The sequence below is a fragment of the Herbaspirillum frisingense GSF30 genome, from assembly GCF_000300975.2.
Taxonomy (GTDB): Bacteria; Pseudomonadota; Gammaproteobacteria; order Burkholderiales; family Burkholderiaceae_D; genus Herbaspirillum; species Herbaspirillum frisingense.
The window spans coordinates 19,427-32,883 of the sequence record NZ_AEEC02000018.1; the positions used below are offsets into that span (position 1 = coordinate 19,427).

The window sequence follows — 13,457 nt, forward strand, 5'->3', positions numbered from 1 at the left end:
TCTCTCAGGCTTTGAAGGGAATGCGCAGGCCCTGGGCCATGGCGGTGAAGGCAGCCGCTTCCAGCATCGGCACCGTCTCCGGACGTTCCACGCCCAGCTCGGCCCAGATATCCATCGGGTCCTCGGCATGGCCGAAGGTGGCGATGCGACGACGCAGCATTTCCTGTTCGGCTTCCAGCGCGGCCAATGTCAGCTCGGGCGCGCCGGACTGGGCCAGCGCAGTCAGGGCATCCATGGCGGCCTGGCGGAAGGCGTCGGTGTCATCGCTCACCAATTGCTGGCAATCGCCGATCAGGTAGCGATGCTTGCCGCCGGTGGTGCGCCAGACCAGGGCGCGATCGCGCGAGTCGAATTCCTCCACGCCGTTGGCGGTTTCGATCACTTCCGGCCCGGACATGGCCAGCCTTCCCTCCTCGGACATGATGACCGTGTTGGCGCAGCGGGCGACGATGCCCATGCCACCGAAGCAGCCATTGGCACCGCCCACCAGCACGATCACGGGGATGCCGGCGGCGCGGGCTTCCAGCACGGCGCGCATCACCTCGGAGACGGCGATCAGGCCGGCATTGGCTTCGTGCAGGCGCACGCCACCGGTCTCCAGCAACAGCACCACGCCAGTGGCCTGCTTGCGGATGGCGCGCTTGATCAGGCCGACCAGCTTGGCGCCGTGCACCTCGCCCACCGCCCCGCCCATGAAGCCGCCTTCCTGCGCGGCAGCCATCACCGGGCGTCCGCCCAGCAGGCCTTCGCCGATGATGACGCCGTCGTCGAAGGACACCGGCGCATCCAGTTGCCCCAGGTGCGGGCTCACCACCCGCTGCGCGGGCGGTAACAGTTCATTGAAACTGCCGGCATCGAGCAAGGCCAGGATGCGTTCCCGGGCCGTGGCTTCCAGATAGCTCGCGCTCATGCGCCCTCCTCGACCATGGCTTCCACCGCCTGATCCAGGCGCAGGCTGACCACCGCCGGCGTGGCGCCCATGTCGTTGATGGAGATGCGGGCATCGGCCAGTTGCCAGCGCTGCTGGAAGTCGCCCACCACCGCCTCCCAGATGGCGCCGAAACCACGGGCAGCGGTCTTGATCTCGATCGCGCAGGCGCCCTTGAGATCGACATTCTCGATCAGCACTTCCAGGTTGCCGGAGCTGACCACGCCCACCAGTTCGGGCGCAGCCTTCAGGCGGCGGCGTCCTTGTTCAAAGCGAAAATTCAGAGTTTCCATCGTCTTGTTCCGATTGCTTGCCAGTGACTTGTCTTTGCTTACCAGTTCCGGAAGCGCTTGGGCGGGTTGTACAGTCCGCCGGAGGCGCGCACCAGGTCTTTCATGTTCTTGGCGGCCAGCAGGTCGCGGGTGGCCAGGCGCTTGTCCACGCCCAGGTCTTCGGCGCGCCGGATGATGCCACGGTCGCGCAGGTTTTCCACCATCCGCTTGTCGCGGCCCATGCCCACGGCGGTATAGCCGGCCACGCCACGGATGGCCTGTTCGCGCTCTTCGTCGGTGCGGCATAGCAGGAGGTTGGCGATGCCCTCTTCGGTGAGGATGTGGGTGACGTCGTCACCGTAGATCATCACCGGCGGGATGGGCATCCTGGCCTGCTCGCCCAGTTGCCAGGCATCGAGTTTTTCGACGAAGGCCGGCTGCATGTGTTCGCGGAAGGTTTCCACCGTCTGCACCACCAGTTTCTGGCCACGCGGGATGGTATTGCGCCCGGCACGGGCCTGCTGGCCGGCCTTGAGCCAGGCCTCGCTGGCGTGGCGCCGGCCACGTGCATCGGCACCCATGTTGGGTGCGCCGCCGAAGCCGGCAATGCGCCCGAGGGTGGCCGTGGAGGAATTGCCCTGCAAGTCGATCTGCAGGGTGGAGCCGATGAACATGTCGCAGCCGTAATGCCCGGCCGTCTGCGAGAAGGCGCGGTTGCTGCGCATGGAGCCGTCGGGGCCGACGAAGAACACATCGGGTCGGGCGCGGATGTAGTCTTCCATACCCAGTTCGGAACCGAAGGAATGGATCGATTCCACAAACCCGGCTTCGATGGCGGGGATCAGCGCCGGGTGCGGGTTCAGCGCCCAGTGCTTGCAGATCTTGCCGCGCAGGCCCAGCGATTCGGCATAGGTCGGCAGGATCAGTTCGATGGCGGCGGTATCGAAACCGATGCCGTGGTTCAGGCGCTGCACGCCGTATTCGGCATAGATGCCCTTGATGGCCATCATCGCCATCAGGACCTGGATTTCCGAAATCTGCGCCGGGTCGCGGGTGAACAGCGGTTCAATGTAATGCGGCGTGGGCGCCTGGATGGCGAAACCGACCCAGTCGGCCGGGATGTCCACGCGGGGCAGCACATCAACGATCTCGTTGACCTGGGCGATGACGATGCCGCTGGAAAAGGCCGTGGCCTCCGCGATGGCCGGTGTGTCCTCGGTATTGGGACCGGTATAGAGATTGCCGTGGCGGTCGGCCGCCTGCGCGGCCACCAGCGCCACGCGCGGCGTCAAGTCGGTGAAATAGCGGCCGAACAGTTCCAGGTAGGTATGGATGGCGCCGATGTTGAGCTTGCCGGCCGAGGCCAGCTTGGCCAGGCGGCCGGCCTGCGGGCCGGAGAAGGAAAAGTCCAGGCGGTCGGCGATGCCCCTTTCGAACACGTCCAGGTGCTCCGGCAAGGCCAGCACCGAGAACAGCATGTGCAAGCCGTTCACCCGCGCCGGGTCGAGTGCAGCCAGACCCTTGGCGAGGAAATCCGCCTGTTTCTGGTTGTTGCCCTCGACACAGACACGGTCACCGTTTTCCAGCACCGCATACAGCAGGTCGGCCAGTTTTTCCGCAGGGGCGATCTTGCCCTGCAACTGGCTTCCCAATGCGGCGGTGGCGCGTGCCAGCCGCTGTTCACGGTTCTTCTGGCGCGCATTCCACACGCGTTCGCTACTACTCATTTACTTGGCTCCCATCAACAGATCAGGCAATAAGGTCGCGATGCCCGGGAACATGCACAAGAGCAGGACCGCAAGGAACATCAGCGCCAGGAAAGGAATCGTACCCTTGATCACATCGCCCAAGGCGATGTCGGGTGCGATGTTCTTGATCACGAACAGATTCAGCCCCACCGGCGGGTGGATCAGGCCCATCTCCATGACCACGGTCATGACGATGCCGAACCAGATCAGGTCGAAGCCAGCGGCCTTCAGCGGCGGCAGGATGATGGGGGCGGTCATCAGGATGATCGACACCGGCGGCAGGAAGAAGCCCAGCACGATCACCATCCCCAGGATCACCGCCAGCAACAGCCACTTGGACAGGTGCAGATCCACGACCCACTGCGCCGCCGACTGGCTGATGTGCAGGTAGCTCATCACGTAGGAATACAGCAGCGACATGCCGATGATCAACAACAGCATGCCCGATTCCTTGATGGTGGAACTGAGGAAGGGTGCAATCTCGCGCGGCTTGTAGATGCGATAGACGATGGCGATCAGCACCAGCGCCAGCAGCGCACCCAGGCCGGCGGTTTCGGAGGGTGTGGCCAGGCCGCCATAGAGCGCCACCATCACACCGATCAGCAGGATCAGGAAAGGCAGCACGCGGGGCAGCATCTCCACCTTCTGCGCCAGCGTGAAATGCTCGTCATCCAGGTAGGCCGACTTGCTGCCACCGGCCGTATAGACCGCATGGGCCAGCTTGTACTCCTTGCGCGCCCGATAGACGGCATAACCGGCAAACAGGAACACCAGCAGCACGCCCGGGCCGATACCGGCCAGGAACAGCCGTCCCAGCGACTGCTCGGCCGCCACTGCGTACAGGATCATGGTGATCGAGGGCGGCAGCAGGATGCCCAGCGTACCGCCGGCGGCAATGATGCCGGCCGCAAACCCGGGCGAATAACCACGGCGACGCATCTCCGGGATACCGGCCGAGCCGATGGCCGAGCAGGTCGCCGGCGAGGAACCGGCCATGGCCGCAAACAGCGCGCAGGCAAAGACGTTGGCGATGCCCAGGCCACCCGGCACCTTGTTCAACCACGCATGGATGGCCGAATACAGGTCCTTGCCCGCCGGGGATTTGCCAATGGCCGCCCCCTTCAGGATGAACAACGGAATGGACAGCAAGGTGATGGAAGCGATTTCCTCATAGACGTTCTGCGTGATGGTATCGAGCGAGGATGCCGGCATGAAGAAATACATGAAACCGGTCGCCACCACGCCCAGCGCGAAAGCGATCGGCATGCCCGAGCACATCACCAGGATGGTGACCACGCCATAGAGCACACCCAGGGTCAGCGGACTCATTGCACACCTCCGGCCTGCGGGGCGGGAACGGTACCGGTAATGCGCACCAGCACCTGCACCAGCAGTTGCAGGGTCAGCATGCTCATGCCCAGTGCCATGAGCGAATACGGAATCCACAGCGGCGGAGCAAAGGTGGATGAGGTGGTCTGCCCTTCCACCCAGGCTTCATGGAACAGCGCCCACGACTTCCAGGTGAAGAAGGCGCAGAAGGCCAGCGACACCAGGTCGACGATGAACATGCGCACCTTGTTGGCCAGCGGCGAGAGCATGCCGGCCAGGGCCTCAATGCCGATATGCCCGCGCAGCGACTGCACATAGGCCGAGCACAGGAAGATCACCCCCACCAGCATGAACACCGATGCCTCGTCCTGCCAGTCGGTGGGCTGGTGGAAGAAATAGCGCACCACCACCGAATAGGTGAGGATGCACGACGTCACCAGCAGCGCAATCATGCCCAGGAACACGGCCACCCGGTGGTAGCCCTGCAGGAAGGCCGCCAGCCAGGCCACCGGGGCGCTGGCGGGGACGGCCGGGCGCGCGGCAGCCGCGCCGGGCATCTCGAAACCGTGGCTCATACGGTCTTCTCCGCCAGGGCCAGCAGCTTGGCGCAGCTGGCATTACGGCCGGCGAAGTCCTTCCAGGCGGTATTGCGGGCGATGTCCTGCCACTTCTTGACGACCTCGGCATTCAGATCGACCACCTTGGCGCCCGCCTTCTGGTACACCTGGGCCACGGCGATATCGTCAGCCTGCGCGGCCTTGGTGGCGAACTGTTCCATCTCCGCACCCACGGTCATGATGACCGCCTGCTGGTCCTTGGGCAGCTTGTCGAAGACGGCCTTGGACATCATCAGCGGTTCAAACATGTACCAGTAGGCTTTGTCACGGCCGGTGGTGAGGGCCTTGGCGACCTCTTCCAGGCGGAACGACATGAAGGACGTCGACGAGGTCATCGCCGCATCCATGGCCCCGGTCTGCATGGCGGCATAGATTTCGTTGGAAGGCAGCGTGACCACGGCCGCACCGGCTTCCTTCAGGATCAGGTCCATCTCGCGGGAGCCGCCGCGCACCTTCATGCCCTTGGCATCGGCCGGATCGACGATGGGCTTGCCGCGCGAGGCCACGCCCCCGGCCTGCCAGATCCAGCTGACGATGACCACGCCCTTCTCGCCCAGCACCCGGGCCAGCTCCTTGCCGACTTCGGCATTCTTCCAGGAGGCCCCCTGCTGATAGGAGGTCACCAGGCCGGGCATCAGGCCGATATTGGTTTCCGGGACTTCGCCACCGGCATAGTTCAGCGGCACCAGCGACATGTCCAGCGCGCCCTTGCGCATGGCCGAGAACTGCGCGTTGGTCTTCATCAGCGACGAACCGGGATAGATCTCGAATTTCAGCGCGCCCTTGGTGCTCTCGCTGACCTGCTGGGCAAACATGCGCACCAGACGATCGCGGAAATCGCCCTCGGTGATGGTGCCACCGGGAAACTGGTGTGAAATCTTCAGGCTGGCCGATTGCGCCCAGGCGGACGGGATGGTGCTGGCAAGCGGTGCGGCGGCGAGTGCGCCAAGGAATTGGCGGCGGGTGAATGCGCTCATGCGGGTGTCTCCTCCAGGATTGATGGAACTACGTGTGTTTTTATGCTCTCATCGTGTATACAATTTCGTTTCAAACGCATACATTGTCAAGCATTAATCCTGTGGATCGCATTCCCTTTACAATGCTTGCTTTAAAGGCAACTTGATCATGGACACCCCCAAGACCCGCTCCGAAACCCTGCGCGAATCGATAGAAGAGATGATTGCCGTGGGCAAGCTGGCACCTGGCCAGCATCTCGATGAAACCTCGCTGGCCGAGGAATTCGGGGTCTCGCGCACGCCCATCCGCGAGGCGCTGATCCAGCTGGCCTCGATGGGCATCGTCGAGATGCGTCCGCGCCGGGGCGCCATCGTGGCCGAGATCGGCCCACAGCAATTGATCGAGATGTTCGAGGTGATGGCCGAATTCGAGGCCATGTGCGGCCGCCTGGCGGCGCGCCGGATGACGCCGGCCGAACATGCCGAGCTGCTGGCGGCACACCAGGCCTGCCAGGCTGCCCGCGACGCCAGCGATCCGGACGCCTACTTCTACCTCAACGAGGCCTTCCACGACCACATCTACGCCGGCAGCCACAATGGTTTCCTGGCCGACCAGGCGCGCGCCCTGCACCGCCGCCTGCGGCCCTATCGTCGCCTGCAGCTGCGGGTGCGGGACCGCCTGAAGATGTCCTTCGACGAACACCAGGCCGCGGTCGATGCCATCATCGCCGGCGATGCCGAGAAGACGGTGGAGGTCCTGCGCCACCACATCATGATCCAGGGACAACGCTTTGCCGATCTGGTGGCGTCGCTGCACCAGCTGAAGTCGGCGGCCTGACTGCTTTCCTGCTTTCCTGAGATGACAAACGGCGCCCGTGGGCGTAATGCCGTTCAGTTAAGAAAAAATCGCCGCGCCAGATGACTTTGGCGCAGCGATTTTGCTTGGTTCTCTTCAAACCATTTGAAACCGTTCGGACTGAGTAGGCCCTCTAGGGCCGTATCGAAGGCGCTGCTCAGCTTGTGGCGCGCCTTCGATACGCGGCTGCGCCGCTACTCAGGACGAACGGTCAAGGGTGGCGCGAGCAAAGTCTGAGCAAACTTTCGGGCTCGTAACAAGCTTAACTGAACGGCATTACGCCCGTGGGCGCCGTTTTTTGCTCATGTTGCCAACAGCCTGGCAAGCGCTTTACTTCACTTCTTCACCTTGTCCTGTGCAATATCCATGATGAGTCGAGAGGACAGGTACAGGCGCGGCACGATGGTATCGAGCAGCACGTATTCGGCATCATTGGAGTGGGCGCCAAAGCCGCTCAAACCCATGCCCTCGATCACCGCGCCCTTGCTCTTCAAGGCGGCGAATGCCGCGTCGGTGCCGCCACCGGTGGCCACCTCCGCCACCTTCAGCGGCATGTCGATTTCCTGGTAGATGGTGCGGGCGTAATTGGCCAGCTGACGCGACGCCGGCGTGGCTTCCAGCGGCGGGCGACGCAGTTCGAACTTGACGCTCACCTTGGCTTCCGGAATCAACTGCTTTTTCACCCCTTCGGCCAGGGCCTGCTGCAACTGCTCGAAGTCACTCACCTTCAGCGCCCGCGCATCGGCCTGGGCGCTGGCCTGGGCCGGGATCACGTTGCGGTTGCTACCGGCCTGGGCGACGGTCCAGTTCAGTTTCAGGCCACGCTCGGGCTGGGAAAGCTGATTCAACTGCAGCAACTGGTGCGAAAGTTCATATAAGGCGTTGACACCCTTCTCAGGCGCTGCACCGGCGTGCGAGGACTTGCCCTTCACCTCCAGGTAGGCCGCGCCGATACCGCTGGTGGCCAGGCGCAACTGGCCGTCGGCACCGCCGCCCTCGTACGACAACACCACGTCCTGCTCCGCGCCCAGCCGGGTATGCAGGGAGCGTCCGCCGGGCGAACTGATTTCCTCGTCACCGTTGATCAGCACGGTCAGGGTGTCGTAGTCCTTGAAACCGGCCTTCTGCAGGATGGCCACCGTATGCAGGATGGTGGCGATGCCCTGCTTGTCATCGGCAATGCCCAGGCCGTAGGCCTTGTTGCCATCGACGCGGAAGGGCTGGTCCTTGAGCATGCCGCGCAGGTAGACCGTATCCATGTGGGCGATCAGCATGATCTTGCGCTTGCCGTTGCCCTTGAATTCGGCATGGACGATCTGGCCCAGCTTCTCGGGCGTATCGTCCATGCGATAGACCTCGGGCGCGTCCAGCAACTGCACCTTGCCGCCCAGCGCCTCCAGCTTCTGCTTGATCAGGCCAGCCAGTTGCGCCAGGCCTTCCAGGTCCTTGCTGCCGGATTCGATGCTCACCAGTTCGCGCAGGGTGTCCAGCAGGCCGGCCTGTTCCTGGCGGGCCATACCGTAGACCGGCTCCACGGGAGCGGCCTGTACCAGCACGGGCAGGCAGAGGGCTGCGACCAGGGCCGTGCAACGCAGTTGGGTGAAAGCTTTCATGCGGGGATTCTCCTTGGGTGGATGGGCGGGATTGTGATCATCCCTGTTGGTGAGCCTGGTTGTTGGTAGGCCGGTTGTGGGTGAGGCTGATTCACAGACTGCGTTCGCTGGTGAAGTGGCGTTCACTGCCATCGAGTGGATCGATGAAGAAAAGGGAGCGGGCCAGCAGCTTCAGGGGGCGGTCGAGGTCATCGGCCACGCCCACCGGCACCGCGTGCGGGTAGAACAGGTCGTTGACGATGGGGATGCCCAAGGAGGCCATGTGCACCCGCAACTGATGGCGCCGGCCGGTGACCGGTTCCAGCCGGTACAGACCCAGCTCCCCGCGCTGCTCGATCAGGGAAATATGGGTTTCCGAATTGGGCGGGCCCTCGGCTTCATGCATCTTGAAGAACTGCTCCGGGATTTCCTCCACCCGGCTACGATGCACGCGCGGCAGCTTCAGGTCGGCCCGCAAGGGGGCAATGGCTTCGTAGACCTTGAACATGGCGCGTTGCTGGAACATCGACTGGTACTTGCCCCGGCTGGCCGGCTGGTGCGAAAAGACGATCACGCCTGCGGTCTCGCGGTCCAGCCGGTGGATGGGGACCAGGTCCTGCAGACCGGTAGCTTGCTTGAGCCGGACCAGCAGCGTCTCCTGCACGAAGCGCCCGGTCGGAATCACCGGCAGGAAATGCGGCTTGTCGGCCACCAGCAGGTGCTCGTCGAGGTGCAGGATCTTTTCCTCGACCGGGATACGCGGCTCGTCCTGCGGCAGTTCACGGTAGTAGAAAATGCAGTCGCCGCTGCGATAGGCTGACTCCGGACGCAGCGCTTCGCCGTGCTGGTTGCGCACCTCGCCGCGTAACAGGCGCTCGCGCCAGAGCGCGGCCGGCACGGCCGGAAAGCGTTCGGCCAGGAAGGACAGCATGTCGCGCCACGGGCCCGGCTGCAGCCACAGGTAGCTGGGCGAGAGGCCGTTGCGCATGGGCAGGGTCGGGGTAGGCCTCATGCACCCTCCGCGCCGGACGCGCTCTTCTTGCGGGCGGCGCGACGCCGCCAGGCGACGACGCTGGCATTGGCCTCCAGATGGGCCAGCAACCTGGCGCGCTGGGCCTCGGTCAAGGGCAGGCTGTCGATCAGGGCGGGCCAGTGCGTCATGGCGCGGTCCACCGTCTCCACCAGCACCGCCTGCAACCTGGCTTCCGGCAGGCGCCACACGTTGGCCAGCTGGCGCAGGATGGCGGGGGTGAGCAATTGCTTGCCCTTCTGCCCCGGCAGGAAGGCCAGTGCATGCCCATCGCCGCCGACATAGGCGGCATAGGCCACGATGTCATAGGCCGGCGACAGGGAGGCTGCCTGGGGCGTGTGGTAGAGCAGGCTGAAGTTCTTCAGGTGGGCGTCGAAGTTGCCCAGCAGTTCGTTGACCTTGATCCGTCGCAGCAACTCGTAGACATCCTCCACCCCGCGCGTGCTGCGCTCGGCCAGCACCACGCCGAGTGCGGCATAGGTCCCGACGTACTTGGCGCCCGGTGCGGTGCCGGTGATCTGGGCGAAATCCTCCATGTGCAGGCGCCCGGTGGGAGTGGGCGCATCGCGGTCGAAGCGCTGTACCAGCAGGAAACGGCTGGCATCGTTGCGCAGCCCGAAGGGCAGGTGATCGGCGATGGCCGACAGGGGCTCCAGGCTGAAACTGCACGTATTCACGCCCGCAGCGGCGGCCAGCGTCAGGGACGAGAATTCCACCTGCGGCATGTTGGGATAGTCGGTGGCCGGGAGCTTGGCGATGAAATGGCTGCCGTGGCTGTCTTTGGAGCGCATCACGTAGCGCCCGCCCGCCTCCTTCACCAGGGCCAGCTTGGGCTGCACGCCGGAGAGCGATTCCCCGCCCGGCACCGGCAACTGGCCGGAACTCATTTCGTAGCTGTCATGCCCCTGCCCCAAGAGCCTGCCCATTCCCCGCTCGTCCAGTTCTTCGGCCAGGGCCGAGACGTCGCCGGGCAAGTCCCGACCGCAATAGGCCAGCAGGCCGAATTCGTCATCCGGCGCCAGACCGGCGCGCTGGATCAGGTGCTTGCGCAACTGGCCTTCGGGCAAGAGGTTCTGGAAGAACGGCGGCAATCCGCCGCGTCCGTCGCCCCGATTCACGGCCAGGGTGGGGTCGAGCAACTGAGCCAGGGTACGTTCCTCGGTGGAGGCCAGGTAGAGCTGGGAGAGTACCGGCCGCTGCGGTCCCAGCAGGGCGTAGGCGTCGTCAAAGCGGAAATAGCAGCGACCGTCATCCAGCGCGAACAGCGAGCCCACCTCAGTCTGGCCCAGGCGGATGCGCAGCGAACGCAACATGCTCATGCCTCGCCTCCCCTGCCCATGAGCGCCTGCAGGCGCTGGCCCAGTTCGGTCTGGCTGCCTGCACCCTGGCTCTCGGCCGCCCGCTGGCTGGCCGTCTGACGGGGCAGGAGCAACAGGTCCAGATCCAGTTCGTCGCACAGGGCCAGCAACTTGACCAGCTCGATGTTGCCGCGCCCGGTTTCCAGCGCCAGCAAGGTGTTGCGATGCATGCCGGTACGCGCCGCCAGTTCAATGGCCGTCAGCCCCTGCTCCTTGCGGGCGGTGCGGATGCGCTGGCCGATGTCTTGCAGGTTGGTCATCTTTTGATCCAATGAAATGGGCTTTTCCCATGAAGTCCATTATATTGGTCATTCTGCGATTGACAAGTCCATTTAACTGGGCTTTTTAGTAATTGCCTAATTTATTGTTATTTTTTGATGATATGAAGTTCCCTTCCGGGCTGACCACTCCGAACGGGCTTGCAGCTTGGAAGGCGTAGCGCCGCACCTAACTCAGGTGAAGCATCCGGCAATCAGGCAAAAAAAATCGCAGTCCGGAGACTGCGATTTTAAAAGTCTGTGCAAGCACTCAGGCGGTCGTATTGACGTTGCGGCCAATATTGGGATTGGCTGGCAACTGCGGCAATGCCTGAAGCATACCGACAGCCGCAGCGGCCTGGCTATCCAGCGCCTTCTTCAGGACCAGCATGTTGACTGAGTCCGAAGTCTGCGCCGAGGCCAGGCTGGTGGCGACCGATGCGATTTGGTTGATATCCATGGATCTCTCCTTTTGGGGGAAACCGAACCAGAAAATCCCCGGCCCGATGCTTCAATTACGGCATTGAATCGCGTTTCTTTACGTCAATCAAGAAATTTTTCGAGGAGTTGTCATCCCTGCCACGCAGCCTACGCCCCCACTTGAGAGTAAAACATCTTGTGTCCGAAATAAATAAACAAGTTTCGGACACTCCCTTGCTTTATGTCCGAAAAATGCATATAAATACCGGACAGGAGGAAGAATGTCTGCACTGAAATCCCGGGTAGAAGCCGAGTTGGGCACCGCAGAACCCGGACAAGTTTGGGTACCTACCGACTTTGCCCATCTCGCTAGTCGCGATGCCATCGATAAAACGCTGCAGCGCATGGTGCAGGCGGGAGAATTGCGTCGCATCGATAGGGGGCTCTATGACCGGCCCTCGCTCAACAGCCTGACCAAGCATCCCACCACACCGGACTATCGTGCTGTCATACAGGCCATTGCGCGCAGGGATAACCTGCGCCTGCTAGTTGATGGCATGACCGCCGCCAATGACCTTGGCCTGACCGATGCCGTGCCCGCGCGCGTCACTATCCACACCGATGCGCGCCGCCGGTCAATCCAGTTGGACAATCTGGTCATCACATTCAAGCAAACCGCCCCCAGTCGCCTCTACTGGGCTGGGCGACCAGCCATGCGCATCGTACAGGCGCTGTACTGGCTGAAGGAGACTCTCCATTCCGACCGGTCCCTTGTTCTGAACAAACTGACCAAGGTTCTGGCTGATCCGGTTCACGGCCCGGCACTCCGATGGGACCTGCTTGCAGGTTTCAAGGTATTGCCGGCATGGATGCAGAGTCTGCTCCGGGAACTTCCCGGATGTGATCCGCTACCCGCCTCTGCAGCAACAACCCCATCGCTGATCGGCGAAACGCCACCGGACAGGCGACGCCGCTCGGTCAAACACGAGGAGGCCCCTTGAATCCTGCATTCAACGCTGTCATCACCGCCAGCGATGCCGAACGGCGAGACCTCTTTCTCGCAGCCTCAGCTCGCCTCGGGACAGCCATCCAACACATCGAGAAGGATTTCTGGGTCTGCTGGACACTGGATGTACTGTTTAACGGTCTGGAAGCGGGAGGCCCCCGACTGTTGTTCAAAGGGGGCACTTCGCTCTCCAAGGCCTTCGATCTCATCGCCCGCTTTTCCGAAGACATCGACATCACCGTGTTTCGCGATGATCTGGGCCAAGGCGCCGAGATTGCCGAGCTGGATGCGTTGAGCGGCAAGAAACGGCGTGCGCGTCTGGACGCCATACGCGATGCATGCCGGGATTACATTGCGGGGACACTGAGCGTGCAGTTCACCCAAAAGGCGGCCTCTGTCATAGCCCGAGAGCGCTTTCGACTGGAGCCTGATCCCACCGACAAGGATGGGCAGACCTTGCTGTTCTGGTATCCCTCCGTCACGGCGGCAGCCGGCGACTACATCCGCTCAGCCGTCAAGATAGAGGCCGGAGCCAAGTCGGCACTCGATCCACATGTTGCGGCCTCCGTCACCCCTTACGTCTCACAAGACCTCCCAGATATGGACTTGACGGTGCCGAACGTGGTCACGGTGAAGCCCGAGCGTACCTTCTGGGACAAGATCGTGATTTTGCATGGACTACGGCAATGGCATGATCGGCGCGGCGAGCTGCGACACGGCGGGCAACGTGTCTCACGCCATTACTACGATGTGCATCAATTGATGCAAGCCCCTTCTGCCGCCAGCTGGCAACGCGATCATGCGCTGGCGTTCGACTGTGCGCGTCATGCAAGCCTGTTTTTCGGTAGCACCGATCTGGGGCTGGGTATTGCTGCACCCGGCAGCTTCACGCTGACACCCGGCCGCGCGATGCGAGAGGCCCTTGAAAAAGACTATGAAGCCATGGCCGGAATGGTCTTCGGGGACATCCCTCCATTCGATGCCGTGCTGCGCAGTGCAGAACACTTCGAACAGCTCGCCAATGAGGCGGTGAAGGGCGCACTCCTCGCTAGCCGTCGGTAGCGAACAAAAACGGCCACACGTCAAGA

At 63.0% G+C, this 13,457-nt stretch carries 14 protein-coding genes; 3 read left to right on the forward strand and 11 right to left on the reverse strand.

Annotation, left to right across the window (positions count from 1 at the left end):
• Nucleotides 1-4: 4 nt before the first annotated feature.
• The 6 genes from HFRIS_RS13630 to dctP are packed head-to-tail and all read right to left on the reverse strand — an operon-like array spanning nt 5 to nt 5,871.
• A complete protein-coding gene (locus tag HFRIS_RS13630) occupies nt 5-910 on the reverse strand; it encodes a biotin-independent malonate decarboxylase subunit beta (RefSeq protein ID WP_006463961.1) in 906 nt (301 codons plus the stop codon).
• Nucleotides 907-1,221, reverse strand: a complete 315-nt coding sequence (gene mdcC / locus HFRIS_RS13635; protein WP_006463962.1) for a malonate decarboxylase acyl carrier protein — start codon at nt 1,219-1,221, stop codon at nt 907-909. Before mdcC ends, HFRIS_RS13630 begins: the two co-directional genes overlap by 4 nt.
• A 38-nt stretch (nt 1,222-1,259) precedes the next feature.
• Nucleotides 1,260-2,927: a malonate decarboxylase subunit alpha gene (mdcA, locus tag HFRIS_RS13640; RefSeq protein ID WP_006463963.1), complete on the reverse strand. Its 1,668-nt coding sequence runs from the start codon at nt 2,925-2,927 to the stop codon at nt 1,260-1,262.
• The gene (locus tag HFRIS_RS13645) at nt 2,928-4,277 is read right to left on the reverse strand and encodes a TRAP transporter large permease (RefSeq protein ID WP_006463964.1); all 1,350 of its coding nucleotides are present in this window, start codon (nt 4,275-4,277) and stop codon (nt 2,928-2,930) included. It lies immediately after the preceding gene.
• Nucleotides 4,274-4,852 carry a TRAP transporter small permease gene (locus HFRIS_RS13650; RefSeq protein WP_006463965.1) on the reverse strand — a complete coding sequence of 193 codons (579 nt, stop codon included), beginning with the start codon at nt 4,850-4,852 and terminating at the stop codon, nt 4,274-4,276. Before HFRIS_RS13650 ends, HFRIS_RS13645 begins: the two co-directional genes overlap by 4 nt.
• Nucleotides 4,849-5,871, reverse strand: coding sequence for a TRAP transporter substrate-binding protein DctP (dctP, locus tag HFRIS_RS13655; protein WP_006463966.1), 1,023 nt, complete (start codon nt 5,869-5,871; stop codon nt 4,849-4,851). Before dctP ends, HFRIS_RS13650 begins: the two co-directional genes overlap by 4 nt.
• A gap of 148 nt (nt 5,872-6,019) precedes the next feature.
• Here dctP and HFRIS_RS13660 point away from each other — a divergent pair, with 148 nt between their 5' ends.
• Nucleotides 6,020-6,688 carry a GntR family transcriptional regulator gene (locus tag HFRIS_RS13660; RefSeq protein ID WP_006463967.1) on the forward strand — a complete coding sequence of 223 codons (669 nt, stop codon included), beginning with the start codon at nt 6,020-6,022 and terminating at the stop codon, nt 6,686-6,688.
• A 353-nt stretch (nt 6,689-7,041) separates the two neighbouring features.
• Here the strand turns inward: HFRIS_RS13660 and HFRIS_RS13665 are convergent, their stop codons facing one another.
• From HFRIS_RS13665 to HFRIS_RS13685, 5 genes are all read right to left on the reverse strand, one after another.
• Nucleotides 7,042-8,319, reverse strand: coding sequence for a M20/M25/M40 family metallo-hydrolase (locus HFRIS_RS13665; RefSeq protein ID WP_006463968.1), 1,278 nt, complete (start codon nt 8,317-8,319; stop codon nt 7,042-7,044).
• 91 nt (nt 8,320-8,410) lie between these two features.
• Complete coding sequence (locus tag HFRIS_RS13670) at nt 8,411-9,310, reverse strand: pseudouridine synthase (protein ID WP_039875720.1); 900 nt, start codon at nt 9,308-9,310, stop codon at nt 8,411-8,413.
• On the reverse strand, nt 9,307-10,647 hold the full coding sequence (locus HFRIS_RS13675) for a type II toxin-antitoxin system HipA family toxin (protein ID WP_006463970.1): 1,341 nt from the start codon (nt 10,645-10,647) through the stop codon (nt 9,307-9,309). Before HFRIS_RS13675 ends, HFRIS_RS13670 begins: the two co-directional genes overlap by 4 nt.
• Complete coding sequence (locus HFRIS_RS13680) at nt 10,644-10,946, reverse strand: helix-turn-helix domain-containing protein (protein ID WP_006463971.1); 303 nt, start codon at nt 10,944-10,946, stop codon at nt 10,644-10,646. The genes HFRIS_RS13675 and HFRIS_RS13680 overlap by 4 nt, the downstream gene beginning before the upstream one ends.
• 268 nt (nt 10,947-11,214) lie before the next feature.
• Nucleotides 11,215-11,403: a YjfB family protein gene (locus HFRIS_RS13685; protein WP_006463972.1), complete on the reverse strand. Its 189-nt coding sequence runs from the start codon at nt 11,401-11,403 to the stop codon at nt 11,215-11,217.
• 241 nt (nt 11,404-11,644) lie between these two features.
• Between HFRIS_RS13685 and HFRIS_RS13690 the strand changes: the two genes are divergently transcribed.
• Nucleotides 11,645-12,364 (forward strand): DUF6088 family protein, encoded by a 720-nt coding sequence (locus tag HFRIS_RS13690; RefSeq protein ID WP_006463973.1) that lies wholly within the window; start codon nt 11,645-11,647, stop codon nt 12,362-12,364.
• A complete protein-coding gene (locus tag HFRIS_RS13695; protein ID WP_006463974.1) occupies nt 12,361-13,431 on the forward strand; it encodes a nucleotidyl transferase AbiEii/AbiGii toxin family protein in 1,071 nt (356 codons plus the stop codon). Before HFRIS_RS13690 ends, HFRIS_RS13695 begins: the two co-directional genes overlap by 4 nt.
• The last annotated feature ends 26 nt before the right edge of the window (nt 13,432-13,457 follow it).